Origin of the sequence: Peptoniphilus sp., from assembly GCF_022767005.1 — a bacterium.
Taxonomy (GTDB): Bacteria; Bacillota; Clostridia; order Tissierellales; family Peptoniphilaceae; genus Peptoniphilus_A.
Map to the genome: position 1 here is coordinate 12,491 of NZ_JALEOV010000054.1, position 18,907 is coordinate 31,397.

The window sequence follows — 18,907 nt, forward strand, 5'->3', positions numbered from 1 at the left end:
TTATGAAAAATTTATTGTCAGTTCCTATTAAAAATGATATTTATTATATAGGTACAAATGACCGACAAACAGAATTATTTGAAGGAATGTGGCCTCTTCCAAATGGAGTTGCTTATAATTCCTACTTAGTTAAAGGCGAAAAAAATATACTTTTCGACTTGGTAAAAGTCAACACAGTAGATGATTATATACAAAAAATAAACGAAATAGTTGGCGAAGGTGAAAAAGTTGATTACATAATAATCAATCACATGGAACCGGACCACACATCTTCTCTTAAGTCAATCTTGGACATTTATCCAGAGGCAAAACTTGTTACAAACAAAAAAGCTGTTGCAATGTTAAATAATTTCTATGAAGTTACGGACAATATCGTAGAAGTAAAAGAAGGCGAAACATTAGAACTGGGAAATAGAAAATTTACTTTCTACATGACTCCTATGGTTCACTGGCCTGAATCCATGGTAGCATACGAAGAAACTACAAAGACACTTTTCTCACAAGATATTTTCGGCGGCTTTGGGACTCTTGACGGCGGTATTTTTGATGACCGAATTGACTACAACGACAATTACCTTGAAGAAACTACTAGATATTTCATAAATATTGTGGGCAAATACGCTGCACAAGCACTTAAAGCTCTAAAAAAATTAGCTGTTCTTGATGTCGAGTTAATTTGTCCAGATCACGGACCAATTTGGAGAGAAAACCCTGAAAAAATAATCGACATATACACATCCCTTGCAAAACAAGAAACAATTGACGGTTGTGTAGTAATTTATGGATCAATGTATGGAAACACAGAAACAATGGCAGAAGCTGTTGCAAGAGGACTTTCTGAAGGCGGACTTACAAATATTAAAATTCGCGACATAACAAAGACTTCTTTCTCCTATCTACTATCAGATATTTGGAGATACAAGGGCGTTATCTTAGGTTCATGTTCCTATGACAACAATCTATTCCCACCAATGAATTATCTATTGACAGAAGTTTCTCACCAAAGGATGAAAAATAATTATTGGGGAATTTTTGGATCTTACTCATGGTCTGGTGGAGCACTTAAAACTCTAAAGAAATACATGGAAGATGGAAATTACAATGTACTTGACACACAACTTGAAATTCAAGGTGCAGCAACTGACGAAGAAATTAAACAGTTAATCGACTTTGGAAAAGAAATGGCTGCAAAAATTTTAGATAAATAAATTAATCGTCACGATTTCGTGGCGATTTCTTATTTTTATTTATTTTGAATAAAATCTCTTACACCAATTTTTTAACTTCTTAGAAAGAGATTTATAAAATATTACTTTTAGCTATGTAGCATAAAAATGCACAAAAAAAGAATGCCATATTAATTTACAAATGACATTCTTTTTAAATATCCAATTCCATCCAATTTAAACTTTTTGGTTCAATCACGTCTATCACCTATATTCTTATTTTACCTAAGTCCTATACAATTTGATATTCTTCACAGTCCCAACTCTAAGCCTGTGTACCTCATCATATAAAAACTAAGAGTAATATCAAAACAAACTATTTACCATCATTTTACACATTATAACGTCCATTAAAAACTATTCGATTTATATAAAAGTCTTGGCGTTTTAAGTCAAAACTCGTAAATTTAACAAAATCAAAAACATTTTTACGAATATTGGATGGAATTGTCATGTTTCTCCAAATAAGATTTTACTTTTATTTATTTTCTACTTTAATATAGTAATCTTATTTGGTACTAATATTATACCACGTATTTTTATTTTTAAACACTTTTTATGAAAATTTTTTTATTTTTTTATAAATTTTTTTATAAATTTTTTTATAAATTTATGTAGTATAATGTTTTTAAATTAAGGAGGCTAAAAATGAACACATTAATCGGCTACAAAAAATGTAGCACTTGCAAAAATATAGAAAAATTATTAAAAGAAAAAAATATTCCTTATGAATACAGAGAAATTGACAAGGAGCTATTGTCAGCAGATGAACTCAAAAAAATAATGAAGAGAGCAGATATTGATGTGCTAAAACTTTTTAACACAAGTGGCATAAAATATAGGGAACTTGGACTAAAGGACAAGAAAAATGACATGACTGAAGATGAAATATTAGAACTACTTTCAACAGATGGAATGTTAGTAAAAAGACCAATACTTTTAAAAGATGACAAAGCCTTTGTAGGACCTCAAGTAAAAAAATATTTAGAAAGCTTATAATCAAGAATTTTATAACTTAAAATAAAAACTAGAATTGATTTTATTTCAACTCTAGTTTTTCTATTTTATTCATTCTTGAAAAAGTCGTCTATCTCTAAGGCATCTTCCGCTTTTACTAGCACCGTTACTTTATCTCCATAAAGTATAATATCATCTGCTGTTGGGACGATTTCAACTCCTTCTCTTTCTATTGACATTATTATTATATGTTTTGGAAAATTTATATCTCTCAAAGTTTTCCCTATAAATTTTAATCCATCCGTTATCGTGTACTCGAAAATTGAATAGTCGCCAAGCTCTCTTTCCTTTGGACTAAGTAAATTTTTGTCCCTTAATTGTCTTTCGAAAAGTGTGTCATAAATTGGTGCAACTTTTAAAATTTCTGCCACATAGTAAGAAACCATTACAACTATGGAAAGAGCTATTAAATGCTCAAATGTTGAAGTCATTTCCGATACTAAAATTACTGAAAGTATGGGACTCCTAACTACTGATGCTAGAATCCCACTCATGCCAAGGATTATAAAGTTTACATAATACTCCTCTATTCCAAAATTATTTTGTAATATTGAAAAAATAAGTGCTCCACAAGATCCGCCGATTACAAGGACTGGCAAAAAGATACCTCCTTGTACTCCTGAGCCGTAGCAAAATGTTGTGTAAAATAATTTTACTAAAAGTATTGCCAAGATGTATTTCGCGGGAAATTGTCCCTTTGCCATTTTTTCTAGGAGTCCATGACCTCCGCCAGTTCCTTCAAAGAACATAAATCCAATTATAATTGTAACGCCCATTAATAATGCGTACTTTAAAAATTTTGAATTTATTTTCTTAAAAAGATCTTGGAATTTTGTAATTAAATAATTATAAACTCCGCCAACTATACCTGTTAGTATTCCAATTAAAATTGCCACCCAAATTAATTTCATTGGAAGAGATTTTGTTACAAAGAAAGAAAAGGATGTCTCTGCTCCCATTATTACAAAGGAAACATAATTGGCAACTATTGATGCTACAAGTGAAGGCAAGAGAACAAATTTTGAATAGGATTTATGGAGTTCTTCTATTGCAAAAATACAACCAGCCATTGGTGCGTTAAAAGCTGCTGCAAGTCCAGCTGCTGCTCCTGCTGTAATCATGTATTTTATTTCATCTGGAGGTCTTTTTATTGCCTTCCCAATAATTTTTGCCGCTGCGCCACCCATTTGTATTGATGGACCTTCTCTGCCAAGGGAAAAACCCATGAGATTTCCTAGTCCTCCACCTACAATTTTTGATATAAGTGTTGGCACTTCATCCATTTTAAATTTGCCCAGTATTTCTCCTCGAATTTGCGGAATTCCACTTCCACCAGATAGAGGCGCCCATTTTAATAATATATAAATTACAAAGGAAATTATTATTGCAAGGATAATTAAAACCAAAATTGATTTTAAGTTAAATTCACTGTATAAATTTTTTCTGAAAAAATCCATTTTCATTATTACAAATCTATACAATACTGAAAAAAGTCCCGCAAAGGTTCCTACAATTAGGGAGTCAAATAAAATTCTAAATATTAATTTACCCTTGTTGTTAAAATCATCTTTCATTACTTGCTCCTTTTATTAAATTATTCCAATCCTTTTTGCTTAATTTTAAAATTTCTATATATTTTTTTTCTTTTTCAATTTTATTTGGAGTCGTATAAAAATTAAGACTCACTTTTTTTATTTTGCTTCCATCTATATCAGCTATTACCTTAAACTTTTTTGACTTTATTAGATTATAAAAGCTTGCATTGATGTGCATAAATTCGTCGTGATAGATGAGATTTTTGTTTTTTGGATAATAACTCATCCTAAAATTCCTTTGATTTATCTTTCCCTTAATTGTCTTTAAACTTTCATTTTCTTCATGCTCTATAAAAATATGCCTGTGAGGAATTTTTAATTCAAAGTCCTTTTTTATTTTTAGCATATATTTCCCATCATCAGACTGAAGCTTTAAAAGATTTTTGTCATCGTCAGTTTCCATGTAAAAAACTATTACATCTCGTTTTTCTAAGTCGTCATAAATATTTGAAAATTCTTTTTTTAGGACTTCACTTAAAATTGTAAAGGGAAAGTAATTTTCTTCTTTATAAAATTCTTCAACCTTATCCATTAGTTTTTCAAGGTCTTGGGACTTCACACTAATTTCATATATATTTGTCGAAATATTTTTTACATTAGTTTTTCTAATTACTCTAGTCCACTCTTTTTTTACATATTTTTTTAGCTCTAAATTTTTTTCAGAAAAAGAAACTGGCGGCAAAAATAACTTTTTGTTATTTATGTCGTAGCCAAGATCTCCCAAGACATTGGAGTCGTGAGATAAATTTAACATTGTATTTCTATCGATATAAAGAGGAAGATCAGAAATTTCATCTCTATAAAGATAGACATCGCTATTTACAATCTTTTCTCCCATTGTCTTTATTTTCTTATCTTCTTCTTTTCTTTCAAGCAAGTACATCGATTTATTTGTCGCACTTTGAAAATTTATAATGTTTAATTTGTCGCCATTTTCCTTAATGTTACTCAACCTTAGACCATAATCTCCCGAACTTTTAACTTTTTCAAAAATATCACTTATGCCAAAATCTTCGATATAGTCATCTGCAAAGGCAAAAATTCTATCGTCAATGGTGTAAAGCACTTCTGCCACAACTTTTTTTGGATAGCGTCTAAAATTATTTACTCCCCAAAAAATCAATGCAACTAAAATAAATATTAAAAAAATACTTTTCTTTTTCATAATATCACTACTTCATATATATTAGTTATAGTTTACAATAAATCTTCCCTTCATTGCAATTAAAAAGGCACCTTTCGGCGCCAATTATTTTACATAGCAATATTTTTTCTCCATTTGCCAAATTTATAATAAATTGTCATGAGAAAAAAGTTTACAAAATATGAAACTGGATAAATTATACTTATTACTCTTATGGAATTAAATATTGGCATTGCAAAGTAAACTACCACTAATCTAAAAATACAAATTGTCAAAAGGGAAATGACCATTGGTCCCATTGCGTTTCCACTTCCTCTAATAAATCCAGAAATAGTTTCTGAAAGTCCAAAGGACCAAATTCCAAGACTTATTATCCTCAAAAAATCAGAACCATAGTCCACTACATTGGGATCAGAATTAAATATTGAAATAAGTGGTCCAGCAAAGGCAATGGCAATTACTGATAGGACTGCGGAAATTCCAAATACAATCAAAAGGGAAACTTTAATCCCCTCGCGAAGTCTGTCGTATTTTTTTGCGCCAAAATTTTGTCCCGAAAAAGTCGTCGCCGCAAGGGCAATGGCTTGAAGGGACATAAACAAAAATCCATCAATCCTTCCTTCTGCTGCAACACCTGCAATAGCATCGGGACCAAAGGAATTTATCTTTGCTTGAAAAATTACATTTGTAAAGGATAAAAGTGCTGTTTGAACTCCCGTTGGTATTCCAACTTCAAAAATTCTTTTTGCCTCAAATTTGTGAAGTCTTATTTCTTCTTTTCTAAGCTTGTAAGACCCATCTGTTTTTAAAAGCGAATAAGTAACGAGAACTGCTGATGCAACTTGTGATGCAAGAGTTGCAATACCAGCACCTAGTACAGACATTTGAAGCCATCCTACTAAAATTAAGTCGAGAACAATATTTACAATAGCAGAAACGCATAGAAAGTTAAAAGGTCTCCTTGAGTCCCCTGTTGCTCTTAAAATAGATGCACCCATGTTGTAAATCAAAATTGGAATAGTTCCCAAGAAGAAAACCCTCATGTAAGTTATTGCATCGTCAAAAATCTCTGGCGGCGTATCCATAATTCTAAGAAAGAAGGGCGTCGTAAAATAGCCAAAAATTGTTATAAAAAGCCCTGATACTAGCCCGAGAAAATAAGAAACACCTACGGATTTTTTCAATCCATCCCTATCATTTGAACCATAGTAAAGGGAAATGATGACAGATGCACCAGTAGTAAGCCCTAGAAAAAGTCCAATTAATAAGTTTGAAACAGGTCCCGTTGCACCAACTGCTGCCATGGGATTTTTCCCTGCAAATCTTCCTACGATCATAAGGTCCGCTGTATTATATAATTGCTGCAAAAAATTCGTAAGAAGAAGGGGAATTGCAAATTTTATAAGTCCCTCTGCAATTGAACCTTCTGTCAAATTTATATTTCTACTGATTTTTTTACTCATCTTTGTACCTCACAATCCCAATATATATTTTTTTAAGCTCTCCCACATTGCTGTTTAAAAGCTCTCCATTTTTTATATCGGATATTGCATAGGTAACATTACAAGCTACACAATTTCCATATTCTTCGCCTGTATCTGCATCCATGCCAGAAGGTATATCTACGCCAATAATATAATTTCCATGAACATTTATAGTATCAATTAAACGTCTATAAAATTTATTTAAGTTTCTATTAAGTCCTGTTCCAAAAATCGCATCCACTGTAATTTCATTTACTTCAATAGATTCGATTAATTCATCAAAATTATCGTCTTCAATGTATTTTACATCTGTTAGTTTTTTTATAATCTCTAAATTTTTGAAAAACTCCTTTGTTTCCTTGTCTCCGACTACAAAAACTTCAACAATTTTCCCATTAAGTATTAAATGTCTTGCGATTACAAGTCCATCACCGCCGTTGTTTCCCTTACCGCAAATTATTGTAAAAGAATCGTACTGATTAATTTCACGAAAAATTCCCATACCTGCATTTTCCATTAAAATAAGGGAATCAATTTTAAACTCCTCTATCGTTCTCTTTTCTAGTTCAATCATTTTGTTTTTTGAAATTGTCACAGTAATCCCTCCATGTGTTTATTATATGCTATTTATTAAAAATTAACACCACATTATGCTAATTTTGGACCTTATTAACTATTTTTATTTTAATTATTGTATCGAAGAACTTATTGTTTCCTTTATTTATTTTAATTCCTCACAATAAATTTTTGCAAGGACATTATAGTACAACAAAATTTGCAAAATTGCAAAACTCTTTATGATTTTTTCACTAATTTATTATTGGATAGAATATTAAAAATTATTTTGCTAGTTGATATTTAATATCAATTGAGTTATAATTAATTTAAATTTTCAGTAAAAAATAATTAAATAGGAGGAATTATGACAAATTATCTTACAATTGCAGAGAAAACAAAGCCAGAGTGCATAAATTGTGCCCAAGAAATTTTTGAAAACATCTCAAAAATTTCTATTGCAAAATCTCTTGATAAGGTGAAAAAACAAATGGACGACTTAAATACATTCTTATATACATACTTTCTAATTACCTATAATAAAGACCTTGCAGACATTCACGACGATTTTACTTTTAAAATCAAAAATGTCTGTGATAAATCTTCTTTAAAAAATGTCGCAAATAGCTTGATAGAAGCTTATTCCAATTCTTTACTTGATGAAATGGAGTTTTCAAGAAACGAAATTATAGACAATGCACTTAAAATCATTAATAAAGAATATGCAACGGGGTTAAATTTAGAAGACCTTGCAAATAAACTTCACCTTTCTAAAAATTACCTTTGTTCACTTTTTAAGGAAGAAACTGGCTTTACATTTTGCCAGTATCTAAACACATTAAAGACAAATAAGGCAAAAAAACTTCTTTCAGAAGACAAAAAAACTTTAGAATACATTAGTTATGAATGTGGATTTTCTTCACAACCGCATTTTACTATGACTTTTAAAAAGTACACTGGCAAAACTCCTCGTGAGTACAAAATGAGCCTAGCCTCCCAATAATCTAATTATTGAAATCCTCCATACTTTGCTATATTATATAGTAATTGGAGGATTTTATGCTTTTTAATTCACTTGAATACTTGATTTTCTTGCCCATAGTTGTTATTTTATACAACTTATTCCCGAGAAAATTTAAAAATATATTTTTACTATTAGCAAGCCTCACATTTTATAGTTTTTGGAATGTTAAATACACATTTCTAATGCTCCTATCAATATTTATAACCTATATAACTGGAATATATATTGAGAAAAATAGAGCAAATGTTAAAAAAATGAAGCTTGCTGTATTTTTATGCTTTTTTATAAATTTGGGCATACTCTTTATTTTTAAATACTTTAATTTCTTCGCCGATATAATAAATAGTTTTTCCGGCAATAATTTTAATATAGCAATAGACGTGCTACTTCCCGTTGGGATTTCCTTTTACACTTTCCAAGCACTTGGCTACACGATTGACGTATATAGAGGAGATCTCCACGCAGAAAAAAACCTCGTGGATTATGCACTTTTTGTATCCTTCTTCCCACAACTTGTGGCTGGACCAATTGAAAGAAGTGTGAACTTACTACCTCAATTAAAAAGTCCAAAAAAATTTAGCTACGACAATCTCCTTCACGGTCTAGTCCTATTTACCTATGGAATGTTTTTAAAATTAATTATCGCCGACAGAGCTGCAATTCTCGTAAATGAAGTCTTTGGAAATTACGAAAACTTTCCTAGAGAAATTTTAATTATCTCAGGCATTTTATTTACACTCCAAATTTATTGCGACTTCTATTCCTATTCCATAATGGCAAAGGGATCTGCAAAAATTCTTGGCATCGACCTAATGGATAATTTTAAAGAGCCACTTTTATCTAAATCCATTACTGAATTTTGGAGAAGATGGCATATTTCTCTTTCCACTTGGTTTAAGGACTACCTATACATTCCTCTTGGCGGCAACAGACGAGGAAAGCTAAGAAAATATTGCAATTTGATTATAGTCTTTTTGGTCAGTGGACTTTGGCATGGCGCAGATCTTTCCTTTGTTTTATGGGGACTTATCCACGGAACTTTCAATGTCCTAGAAAATATTTTTGGTCTTAATAAAAAAAGTCATCACAAAAATATTTTTGTGGATACCTTTAGAAGACTTGTAACTTTTATAATAGTTGTCTTTGCCTTTATTTATTTTAGGGCAGAAAATATTCACCAAGGCAACGAATACCTACTTGCCATTTTAAATAACAGTGGAAGCAACGATTTATTAAAAGACTTGTCAAAAACTTCCTTTGGCATTTCAAATATTTATCCCCTTCTCTTTGGCGTAATTATTTTATTTATCTTTGACATTTTAAAGTACAATAAAATAAATTTAAGTGAAGGTATTTTAAAGATAATTCTTCCAATAAGGTGGATAATTTATCTAGTCTTTATCTTCGCAATAATAATTTTTGGCGTATATGGTCCTGAGTTTTCTGAATCCGCCTTTATATACTTTCAGTTCTAGGTGATAAAATGAAAAAATTTCTAAAAATTTTAAAATCAATAATATTTATTGCCATAGTAATTTTTGGCGTCATAGAACTAAATAACATCTTTATGAGAAAATCTCTTTCTAAGCCTTGGGATATGGGAAATAAAATTGGCGGATTTTTTAACGAAACTGAAGACTATAATGCAATGTTTTTTGGCTCAAGTCATACTTACTGCAGCTTTGAGCCTCTAGTGATTTATGAAAATACTGGTGTTAAATCCTATGTCTTAGGTTCTCAAAAACAGCCTCTACAAATTACTGCAAGTTATGTAAAGGAAGCCCTTAGAATAAAACACCCAAGCGTAATTTTTGTCGACATACAGTCCTCAATTTATAAAATCCAAGAAGATGCTAGCGTTGTAAATTCCTACTCAGACTATTTGCCAATGTCTAAAAATAAAATAGAAATGATTATAAAAAAAGTCCCTAAAGAATTTAAAGCAATATCAATCCTTCCCCTAGTTAGCTATCATAGCAGATGGGATGAATTAAAAGACGAAGATTACAACTTTGACAAAAATTCCTACAAAGATTATCTAAAGGGTTATGTGCTTTTAAAGGGACAAAGCAAGGACTTCAAAAAAGATATAGTTCAAGACAAAGATATTTACTTAAATTCTATCTCTGCCTTTGATGAAAAAAATTATTTAAAAGAAAATCTAAAAGCCTTTGACGAGATCATAGACCTAGCAAATAGAAATGGTGTAAAACTATATTTTGTCAAGACACCAGTTTACGACTACAATTTTTATAAGAAAAATATAAATACAATTGAAAATTATTTAGAAAAAAAAGGCGCAACTTTTATTGACTTCAACAAATTTTATGATGAAATAAATTTGACTAAAGATGATTTCTACGACCCTCATCACTTAAATGTCAAAGGCGCAGAAAAATTTAATTTATTTTTTATCGACTACATGAAAAAAGAAGGCATCTTCCAAGAAAATTTGGCTAATGATAAAGCTTGGCAAGAAAATATTAAAATTTATGATATAAATAAATCTTGATAGACAGAGGTTTTTATCTTCTGTCTCTTTTTTTGCAAATCTTTTTTAATATTGAGAAGTACATTTATTTGTAATATTAAGCATAATAAATTTAATAAATAAAATTATAACCTTTTTTCTATATTTCTTGCTTTTTATTAAAAATAATAATAAAATATGCTTAAAGGAGGTTAATATGACTATAAGGGATTTGGAAATATTTATTGAAGTTGTTAAGACAAAGAATATGTCAAATGCTGCTAAAAATTTAGAAATTTCGCAGCCCACTGTTTCTCATGCAATTTCACAAATAGAAAATGAGTATAATGTAAGATTGTTCGATAGGGTTTCTAAAAAATTATACATAACTGATGTTGGCTTAAGGCTTTATGATTTTGCCCTAAATATCTTGGATCAATTTGAAAATACTTTAATTTTTTTACAAAGCTCATCTACCGCCCACAATATTAATCTAGGTGTGAGCTCAAACTTTAGTTCTCAATTTTTACTTGAGATAATAGATGAGTATGAAAAGCAGAACAACGATGTTAGTATAAGAGTGTATGTTGACTCTCGTGAAAAAATAATTGAAAAATTAAATTCCGGTGTAATAAATCTTGCGATAATAGACGGAGATGCTGGAGTTGAAAACAATTTATCTGAGCCATTTTTTGAAGATGAAATTTTTATAATTTCTTCAAAAGATTCTGAAATAAAAGACAAAGAAGTACTTGAACCAGATGATTTGAAAAACAAAAAATTTGTCTTTGGGGATTTAGATGATTGTTCTAAAAAAATACTTTTGAATTATCTTCGTGAAAAAAATATTCCAATAGATTTAAAATTTATTTGCCAAAATAAGGACATGGTTTTGAATATTGTAAAAAATAGTGATGCACTTTCTATTGGTGCAAGTTCGTCCTTTAATGATGACGACATAATTAAACACAAAATTTCAGATATCTCTATGAGTAGAACTTATTACTTAGTTTATCACAGCGACGCTTTCCTTAAAAATAACCTAAAAAATTTTGTGACTTTTATAAAATACAAATTTAAAACAAAATAACATGGAAATAAAATTTTTAGAAACTTTGCAAACTATACACTCTCCAGTTTTAAATTATCTTATGATCTTTATAACTAGTCTAGGCAATGGCGGATTTATTTGGATTGTGGCTGCAATATATTCGCTCTTTCAAAATAACAATAAATTAAAAAGAGAGGGTTTTACCCTGGCGGTAGCACTAATTACTTTTTCAGTCATTGGTCTTCTAATCTTAAAGCCAATAATAGCAAGACCAAGGCCCTTTACAATAGCTGATGTAAATCTTTTGATAAAAGAGCCCATAGGATTTTCTTTTCCATCAGGACACACTGGATCATCCTTTGCAGCAGCAACTGTAATTTATTTTTACAACAAAAAAATAGGAGTGCTTACACTTATTTTAGCAGCACTCATTGCCTTTTCAAGGTTGTATCTATTTGTGCATTATCCAACGGATATAATTGCCGGAATAATCCTTGGAATAGTAGCTGGAAAATTGGCAATAAATTGTACAAATATTCTTTTAAAAAAATCATATCATAATTAAAAAATTTAAATCCAAGGCAAAACACCCCGTAAACTTTTACGGGGTAGAATATTTTTCTGCAACTTTTATATTTAATTCTTCACCAAGACCTCCATATATTTCTTGGTACTCTTCGTAGACATTTTTTAGTCGGTTTAAATTAAAATCAATTGCTTCTTTGTCTTCTAACATATCCAATTGATTTAGAGGAAATTTGTCAAACATCATTGAGATTTCTATCTCTAGATCATCTCTCATAAACTGTAATTTTTCGCTACTTATGTGAAGCTCTCTTGGTCTTTCTCTATTTAAAAAAATCAAAAGTCCCTCTTCGTCACAATTTTTGAAAAGTTCTTCTGCCTTTTCAAATTCTTCAACAGGAAAATCATAAAAAGCTGGACTGTAATAAAAGATTACTTCTCTAAATATATCCTCGATTTCTTTTCTCTTTTCATCAGTAATTACTATTTCATCTTCTTGTGTAAATTTTGCTTTATTGTCTGCTTCAAGTTCTTTAAACTCTTTTTCAAATTCTTCTTGGGACTTGTTTTTTGCATCTTCAGGCGAAAATTTGTCCAATAATTTTATATTTCTTCTAAGCTTTCTAATGTTTAAGTTTAAATTATCTACATAATTTTCCAATTCGCCAAAAATCTCATTATATCTTTCATAAGTCTTTGGAATCAAATTTATAATTGTGTCTTCTTTTACAAAGATTAATTCAGACACTAAAAATTTCAAATAATTTCTCTCCATTACATCACCTTTTTCTTTAGACATAAACTTTATTATATTCAGGAGGATAAGTCAATGTTAAAAATATTGTAAGAAAAAATAGGAAAATTTTTCAAGCCTTTTAAGTCATTGTAATCTATGTAAGAAGGAGTTTTGTTCCATCCATCATAGACGTGTAAAATTTTTATTTTCATTCCCTTAAATTTATAAATTGAATATCCAAAAATAACTAAAGAATGTCTTTTATAATATCCACTTCCAAGATTCATGAGAACTGGACGAAAATTATCTATTTCATTTTTTACATTTGAATAAAAATTACCCATGTAGATACCCTTTGACTTTAGATTCATATTATTTTTTCTAAAATAAGTGTTTGCAATGCGTGAAATAAAAAATGGAATAGTTCCAATATTTCCAAAATAGCCATTTTTCCTTGCAATTTTAAAAACTTCTTCGTAAATTTCAAATTTGTCAAGGTCTTTAAAATAATAGCTAATAATTCTCGTCAAACTTGCAATAGTACAATTGTTGCTTCCATCTTCAAAATCTCTTTGCAAAAAGTTTTGCATTTTAACTTCACTTGATTCCATAAAAACTGCCTTGGGATAATTTTTTTCTATATACTCATTTAGATTTGCAATTCTATTCTTTTTCATCTCTTCCTCCAATTTTTATATACCCCAATTTACAATAAAAAAAGCTTTATGAAAATTCATAAAACTTTCTCAAAATCTATTTATCTCTGGAAGATCCTTCCAATATTTTTTCGGCATATTCTGTATCCTAAGCCTTTCATTTTTACGTTCCTTGATGGCAATTGCATCGTAAAAAGTTCTCCAAAGGTCCACATAATTATCTTCAATTTTAAAATTTTCTTTCATCTCATAATCAAAAAATTCTGCCCTAACTCCGTTATAAATTACCGCCCGATTTCTCTTTGTATCTGCAATTATAAACTTTGTCTTTACAAGTCTCTTTTTGAAATGGTTAAAGATATAATACAAGATGTCATTTTCTGGACTAAATCTTGCAAATAGAAAGCCATCTTTTTCATCAAATCGAAGGAAGCCCTTGTATGAATGAATTTCCTCTGAAACTCTTTTTAAAATATTTCTAAATAAAACTACGTATTCATCGGCACTTTCAATATAATAAAATCCCTTTACATATAATTTTTTCAATGTCTTTGCTATGGCAATTTCTTTTTTCTCATTATTTGATGAAAAAACCATAAATATATTGCCGTAAAATGAATAGGAAAAATTTTTTATTATAGAATTTTTTACGCGTTCTGCTTTATTAATCTCTGTTACACATTTTATTCTATCGTTAATAAAGTCTATTTGTTCAGTGTTCTTGACAATATCTTCCACTTCTTCCAAAAATTTATAAGAATCAAAAATTACTGTTAAAAGTCCTTGGAAGCTTCCATCATATACATAAATCATATTTTCCTCGCTAAAAAAATGTGAGCTGTTCTGAATTTTCTCTTTCCAAAATTATGGAGCGAAGAGTTTCTCTCGAGTCAAACTTTTTGCCATAATATTTCCCAGAAACTGTTATAAAATTTATGGCTCTCTTTGTAGAAATTCTAAGCTTCTTTAAATCTTCAAAATTCAGGGCAAAGGACTTTCGAGCCTCAATAATTTTGTGTGCAGATTTTGGACCAAACCCTGGGATTTTTAAAAGTTCATCAAGCGTTGCCTTGTTTATTTCAATAGGCTCGACAAAATTTTCAATTGCCCAGTCCATCTTTGGATCCATATTTAAATCAAAATCTTTTTTGTTCTCGCTTAAAAGTTCTGTCGCACGAAACCCATAAAATCTAATCAAAAAATCTGCCTGATAAATTCTGTGTTCTCGTAGAAGTGGCGTCGCAAACTTTGGCAAATTAGAATTTTCACGAACTGGCACATATGCAGAATAATAAACTCTTTTTAGAGAATAGTCGTCGTAAAGTGACTGAGATCTCATCATGATATCTCTGTCGTGAATGTCGCTTGTGCCAACAATCATCTGCGTAGTTTGCCCCGCTGGTAAAAATAAACTTTTTCTTCCAAGATTCTTATATTTCTTCTTTTCAATGGAATTTAATTTTAATGTTTTTGACACAAAATCCATGGGTTTTGTTATTTCGGTAATTTTCTTTTCTGGTGCAAGAAGCGCTAGACTCTTTTCCGTCGGAAGCTCAATATTTATACTCATCCTATCCACATAGCGTCCAAGTTCTTTTATTAAATATTCACTGGCACCTGGTATTGCCTTCATGTGAATATAGCCATTAAATTTTTCACCTTCGCGCAGTCTTTTTGCCACTTCAATTAATTTTTCCATTGTGTAGTCACAAGATTTAAAAATTCCAGAAGATAAAAACAATCCTTCAATGTAATTTCTCTTGTAAAAATTCACTGTAAGATCTACTACTTCATCCACTGTAAAGGCTGCTCTCTTTGAGTCGACGCTTCTTGCATTTATACAATAATTGCAATTGTAAATGCAATGATTTGTAAAAAGTATTTTTAAAAGTGATATACATCTGCCATCTTCACTCCAAGAATGGCAGATTCCACTCACATTTGCGTTGCCAAGTCCACCACTATTTTTCCTGTTTGATCCAGAGGAAGAACAGCTAACATCATATTTAGCCGCGTCTGATAGTATTTTTAGCTTTTCTATTAATTCCATATTACCACCAAAGTCATTTTATCATTAAAACCTTTGTTTTGTAAACATATATTTTTATTGTAAAATAGTTTTTCTATTTCTCCTTTTATGTAAGATAAAAATTCGCATAAAAAATCTGCTACTATGAGCAGATTTTTAAAATTATTAAATTGCAAGTTTTCCTGCATTGGAAATATAAGATGAAATTCTTTCCATTGCTGCAAGTGTTTTTTCGTATAAAAGTCCACTTTCAGGGTTGCAAATTTTTTCTCTCATCCTAAGCATATGATTGTTTCTAAATTGAGAAGCTTCCTTTTGCACTAATTCATTAGATTCACGCAAAAAGGCGACTCTTTCGTCTTTGTCTAATTCTCCAATTGCCGAGTTAAACATCTTCTCGATTAATTCATTTATTTCTTTTAATTCTTCAAAGGTTTTATCTGTAAATTCAAGTTTTTGGTCCTCTTTTAATTTGGCAACTTCGGCTATATTTTTGGAGTGGTCTCCAATTCTTTCCATATCTCTAGATATCCTTAAATATGCTGCAAAATTTGCTGAAGTGGTTTCATTCATTGCAAGTCCAAGGGAGTCAATTATAAAAGCTGAAATTTCTTTGTTTAAATAATTTATTACTTCTTCTTGTCTAAATATTTTATCATATACTTCTTCATCAAATTTTCTAAGTAAAGAAACTGAGTTTTTGTAGTTCTCGTTACAAATTTCAAGAAGTCTTCTTATTTCTGCTTTCACATCAGTGAAAGTTGCTGGCGCGTCTTTGACAATATTTTTGTTTATATATTGTAAAGACATTTCTTCTTGTTCCTTGTCTATGCCAGGGATGAGTTTAAAGGATAAGTCTGCAAGTTTTTTAGAGAATGGAAAAAGCATAAGTGTAGTCGCCACGTTAAAGGCTGTGTGCAAGTTGGCAATTTGTGCTGCTGGCAAATCTCTTGAAAAATTCATTATTATTTTATCAATAGGTATGATAAAGGATAATGTTACGAATATTATTGTCCCAATAATATTAAATAGCACGTGGACTAATGCTGTTCTTTTGGCATTTTTAGAAGAGCCAACTGATGACAAAACGGATGTAATACAAGTACCAATGTTAAATCCAAAGATTATATACATTGATGATTGAAGTGGTATTACTCCCTGATTTGCTATTGCCTGCAAAATACCAAGTGATGCTGATGATGACTGAATTATTGCAGTGATAATCGTACCAGCAAGTACACCAAGTATTGGATTGTCAAATTTTGTCATTAGAGTTACAAATCCAGGATATTCTCGCAGTGGTTCCATGGAATCACTCATAAATTGCATTCCCATAAACAAAAATCCAAGTCCTATTACAGCTTGACCAATGTATCTTTTCTTTTTGTTTTTTGAAAATGTATTTAATAAAAATCCAACAAAGGCAATTATAGGTGCAATTGTAGAAATGTTTAGTGCCACTAATTGTCCGGTTATAGTTGTACCAATGTTTGCCCCCATTATAATTCCAACTGCTTGATAAATTGTCATGAGTCCAGCATTTACAAAACCCACGACCATTACCGTAGTGGCAGATGATGATTGAATTATTGCAGTTACAAAAGTCCCAACAAGTATTGCCTTAAAAAAACTCGATGTCATTTTCTCTATGACAACACGAAGTCTGTCACCTGCAACTAGTTCCAGACCACTGCTCATCATTTCCATACCATAGAGGAATAAGGCAAGACCTCCTAATAATTCGATAAAGTAGTTAATTGACATAAATCCTCCCAATTTTTTATTCAATTTAATCTTACAATATAATTGAACTTTTTTAAAGAAAAAGTAAGAAAAATGTAAATCTTCAGTAAAAATTCTAGAGTATTTATGCAATAAAAGGGCGATCTTTCGCTAATTAAAATTATTTTTTATTTGCAACTTTTAAATAAAGTGGAATGGCGAGAAGTTGTGCAGACATAGAAATAATTATCATAGCATGAATAGAAATACTATACATTACGCCAAGTAACCATGAACCCAAGAACCAAAAAAATCCAAAGGAACATTCAAAAATCCCATATCCAGTGGCTCTATTTTCTTTTGGCACCATGGAAGTTACTGCTGCCTTTAAAATTGATTCTTGTGCACCCATGCCAATGCCCCAAAGGACTAAGCCAAATAAAAGTGCTGGAAGACTTTTTAATCCGAAGATAAAAATTGAAAAAGGTGCAGAAATAATTGTGGAAATCACTAGTGCCTTTACTCCATTTTTGTCGTATATATGACCGAAAATCAGTGCCGCAATGGCATCAACAAGCATTGCTCCTGCATAAAGTAGTGGGATTGTTCCGCTGTTAATTATATTTGATGTTTCTTGGAAGTTCCCTGCTACTGATGTGAAATTTTTTGTTATGTGCATAATTATTATTGAGTAGTCGATAAAACCAAAGGCAAAAAAAGAAATTCCCACAATATAATATATAAAGGACTTTTTCATTTTAAAGGGTTCTTCCTTTTTTGACTGTGGTTCAAAATGCTCTGGGTTTGGAAATTTCATCTTCGTATAAAACAAAAGGAGAATTGTAATGAAACCGGGAATTGCCAAAAATGCAAAACAAGTTCTATAAATTTCAAAGGTGCTACCCTCTGTTTTAAATAACATCACTAAATATAAAAGAACTGGACCTAGAAATGCTCCAATTTGATCTAGCATCTCTTGTATGCCAAAGGACTTTCCCACTCCCTCTTGTGATGCTGCAAAGGACATGATAGTATCTTTAGCTGGTTTTTTTATTGCCTTCCCCATTCTTTGCACCACAAGTAAAAGCGATGCAGCAACCCAACCACTTTCGCCCACAAGTGCAAGAGCAGGAACAGCCAAGATATCTAGCACGTAACCAAAAATTACCATTGGCCAATATTTTTTAGTTTTGTCAGTAATTTTTCCAAAGACATATCTCATGGAATAGCCAACTAATTCGCCAAGCCCCGAAATAAAACCAATGGTACCTGCCGATGCGCCAAGTACAGTAAGATAAGCTCCTCTAATGCTCGATGCTCCTTCATGTGTCATGTCTGAAAATAAACTAACAATGCCAAATAAAATTATAAATAACATGGCAGTAGAAATTCTTTTTTTCTTCAAAATAATCTCCCTAAAAGTTTTGATTTTATTATTATATCATCATATTATAAGTTTTCTTCAAAAAATAAAAAAGTTTGCAAATTTAATTTGCAAACATAAATTAATTTTTATTAAAATTTGTAAGACTCTTTATCAAGTTAATGTAATTGTGAAAATAGATAGAGTAAATATTATCGTCAGTATAATGTCTATGTACAAAAATGTCTTTCTTATTTGTATCTTTTCAATTTAACCAATCAATAATATTTTTTCGCAAAATATTGCAATA

Annotated in this window: 17 protein-coding genes; 7 read left to right on the plus strand and 10 right to left on the minus strand. The window is 30.5% G+C overall.

What is annotated here, in order from left to right:
• Positions 1 to 2: 2 nt before the first annotated feature.
• Together MR285_RS04320 and MR285_RS04325 are read left to right on the plus strand one after the other, a co-directional pair.
• A complete protein-coding gene (locus MR285_RS04320) occupies positions 3 to 1,208 on the plus strand; it encodes an FprA family A-type flavoprotein (RefSeq protein WP_293558380.1) in 1,206 nt (401 codons plus the stop codon).
• Positions 1,209 to 1,874: 666 nt separating this feature from the next.
• The gene (locus MR285_RS04325; RefSeq protein WP_293558382.1) at positions 1,875 to 2,225 is read left to right on the plus strand and encodes a Spx/MgsR family RNA polymerase-binding regulatory protein; all 351 of its coding nucleotides are present in this window, start codon (positions 1,875 to 1,877) and stop codon (positions 2,223 to 2,225) included.
• A 65-nt stretch (positions 2,226 to 2,290) separates the two neighbouring features.
• On the opposite strand, the gene MR285_RS04330 is transcribed toward MR285_RS04325, so the two are convergent.
• From MR285_RS04330 to MR285_RS04345, 4 genes are all read right to left on the minus strand, one after another.
• The gene (locus tag MR285_RS04330; protein WP_293558384.1) at positions 2,291 to 3,817 is read right to left on the minus strand and encodes a ClC family H(+)/Cl(-) exchange transporter; all 1,527 of its coding nucleotides are present in this window, start codon (positions 3,815 to 3,817) and stop codon (positions 2,291 to 2,293) included.
• Positions 3,807 to 5,003, minus strand: coding sequence for a hypothetical protein (locus MR285_RS04335; protein WP_293558386.1), 1,197 nt, complete (start codon positions 5,001 to 5,003; stop codon positions 3,807 to 3,809). The genes MR285_RS04330 and MR285_RS04335 overlap by 11 nt, the downstream gene beginning before the upstream one ends.
• 89 nt (positions 5,004 to 5,092) lie before the next feature.
• On the minus strand, positions 5,093 to 6,445 hold the full coding sequence (locus MR285_RS04340; RefSeq protein ID WP_293558388.1) for an MATE family efflux transporter: 1,353 nt from the start codon (positions 6,443 to 6,445) through the stop codon (positions 5,093 to 5,095).
• A complete protein-coding gene (locus tag MR285_RS04345; RefSeq protein ID WP_293558390.1) occupies positions 6,438 to 7,061 on the minus strand; it encodes an NAD(P)H-hydrate epimerase in 624 nt (207 codons plus the stop codon). The genes MR285_RS04340 and MR285_RS04345 overlap by 8 nt, the downstream gene beginning before the upstream one ends.
• A 327-nt stretch (positions 7,062 to 7,388) precedes the next feature.
• Here MR285_RS04345 and MR285_RS04350 point away from each other — a divergent pair, with 327 nt between their 5' ends.
• The 5 genes from MR285_RS04350 (at position 7,389) to MR285_RS04370 (ending at position 12,131) form a co-directional block, all read left to right on the plus strand.
• On the plus strand, positions 7,389 to 8,024 hold the full coding sequence (locus tag MR285_RS04350) for an AraC family transcriptional regulator (RefSeq protein ID WP_293558392.1): 636 nt from the start codon (positions 7,389 to 7,391) through the stop codon (positions 8,022 to 8,024).
• Between the two features lie 56 nt (positions 8,025 to 8,080).
• Entirely contained in the window at positions 8,081 to 9,520 is a 1,440-nt protein-coding gene (locus MR285_RS04355) for an MBOAT family O-acyltransferase (protein WP_293558394.1), read from the plus strand.
• A gap of 8 nt (positions 9,521 to 9,528) precedes the next feature.
• Positions 9,529 to 10,557, plus strand: a complete 1,029-nt coding sequence (locus MR285_RS04360) for a hypothetical protein (RefSeq protein ID WP_293558396.1) — start codon at positions 9,529 to 9,531, stop codon at positions 10,555 to 10,557.
• A gap of 175 nt (positions 10,558 to 10,732) precedes the next feature.
• Positions 10,733 to 11,605: a LysR family transcriptional regulator gene (locus MR285_RS04365; protein WP_293558398.1), complete on the plus strand. Its 873-nt coding sequence runs from the start codon at positions 10,733 to 10,735 to the stop codon at positions 11,603 to 11,605.
• A gap of 1 nt (position 11,606) precedes the next feature.
• Complete coding sequence (locus MR285_RS04370) at positions 11,607 to 12,131, plus strand: phosphatase PAP2 family protein (RefSeq protein ID WP_293558400.1); 525 nt, start codon at positions 11,607 to 11,609, stop codon at positions 12,129 to 12,131.
• Positions 12,132 to 12,167: 36 nt separating this feature from the next.
• On the opposite strand, the gene MR285_RS04375 is transcribed toward MR285_RS04370, so the two are convergent.
• The 6 genes from MR285_RS04375 to MR285_RS04400 form a co-directional block, all read right to left on the minus strand.
• The gene (locus MR285_RS04375) at positions 12,168 to 12,851 is read right to left on the minus strand and encodes a hypothetical protein (protein ID WP_293558402.1); all 684 of its coding nucleotides are present in this window, start codon (positions 12,849 to 12,851) and stop codon (positions 12,168 to 12,170) included.
• 53 nt (positions 12,852 to 12,904) lie between these two features.
• The gene (locus tag MR285_RS04380; protein ID WP_293558404.1) at positions 12,905 to 13,504 is read right to left on the minus strand and encodes a C39 family peptidase; all 600 of its coding nucleotides are present in this window, start codon (positions 13,502 to 13,504) and stop codon (positions 12,905 to 12,907) included.
• A 69-nt stretch (positions 13,505 to 13,573) separates the two neighbouring features.
• Positions 13,574 to 14,296 (minus strand): TIGR03915 family putative DNA repair protein, encoded by a 723-nt coding sequence (locus MR285_RS04385; protein WP_293558406.1) that lies wholly within the window; start codon positions 14,294 to 14,296, stop codon positions 13,574 to 13,576.
• 10 nt (positions 14,297 to 14,306) lie between these two features.
• On the minus strand, positions 14,307 to 15,533 hold the full coding sequence (locus MR285_RS04390) for a putative DNA modification/repair radical SAM protein (RefSeq protein WP_293558407.1): 1,227 nt from the start codon (positions 15,531 to 15,533) through the stop codon (positions 14,307 to 14,309).
• Between the two features lie 144 nt (positions 15,534 to 15,677).
• A complete protein-coding gene (locus tag MR285_RS04395; RefSeq protein ID WP_293558409.1) occupies positions 15,678 to 17,276 on the minus strand; it encodes a Na/Pi cotransporter family protein in 1,599 nt (532 codons plus the stop codon).
• Between the two features lie 139 nt (positions 17,277 to 17,415).
• The gene (locus MR285_RS04400; protein ID WP_293558411.1) at positions 17,416 to 18,639 is read right to left on the minus strand and encodes an MFS transporter; all 1,224 of its coding nucleotides are present in this window, start codon (positions 18,637 to 18,639) and stop codon (positions 17,416 to 17,418) included.
• Positions 18,640 to 18,907 lie beyond the last annotated feature (268 nt).

Coding starts and splice junctions, on each gene's coding strand:
- MR285_RS04320 (WP_293558380.1), top strand. CDS start 3: ATGAAAAATTTATTGTCAGTTCCTATTAAAAATGATATTTATTATATA.
- MR285_RS04325 (WP_293558382.1), top strand. CDS start 1,875: ATGAACACATTAATCGGCTACAAAAAATGTAGCACTTGCAAAAATATA.
- MR285_RS04330 (WP_293558384.1), bottom strand. CDS start 3,817: ATGAAAGATGATTTTAACAACAAGGGTAAATTAATATTTAGAATTTTA.
- MR285_RS04335 (WP_293558386.1), bottom strand. CDS start 5,003: ATGAAAAAGAAAAGTATTTTTTTAATATTTATTTTAGTTGCATTGATT.
- MR285_RS04340 (WP_293558388.1), bottom strand. CDS start 6,445: ATGAGTAAAAAAATCAGTAGAAATATAAATTTGACAGAAGGTTCAATT.
- MR285_RS04350 (WP_293558392.1), top strand. CDS start 7,389: ATGACAAATTATCTTACAATTGCAGAGAAAACAAAGCCAGAGTGCATA.
- MR285_RS04355 (WP_293558394.1), top strand. CDS start 8,081: ATGCTTTTTAATTCACTTGAATACTTGATTTTCTTGCCCATAGTTGTT.
- MR285_RS04360 (WP_293558396.1), top strand. CDS start 9,529: ATGAAAAAATTTCTAAAAATTTTAAAATCAATAATATTTATTGCCATA.
- MR285_RS04365 (WP_293558398.1), top strand. CDS start 10,733: ATGACTATAAGGGATTTGGAAATATTTATTGAAGTTGTTAAGACAAAG.
- MR285_RS04370 (WP_293558400.1), top strand. CDS start 11,607: ATGGAAATAAAATTTTTAGAAACTTTGCAAACTATACACTCTCCAGTT.
- MR285_RS04380 (WP_293558404.1), bottom strand. CDS start 13,504: ATGAAAAAGAATAGAATTGCAAATCTAAATGAGTATATAGAAAAAAAT.
- MR285_RS04385 (WP_293558406.1), bottom strand. CDS start 14,296: ATGATTTATGTATATGATGGAAGCTTCCAAGGACTTTTAACAGTAATT.
- MR285_RS04390 (WP_293558407.1), bottom strand. CDS start 15,533: ATGGAATTAATAGAAAAGCTAAAAATACTATCAGACGCGGCTAAATAT.
- MR285_RS04395 (WP_293558409.1), bottom strand. CDS start 17,276: ATGTCAATTAACTACTTTATCGAATTATTAGGAGGTCTTGCCTTATTC.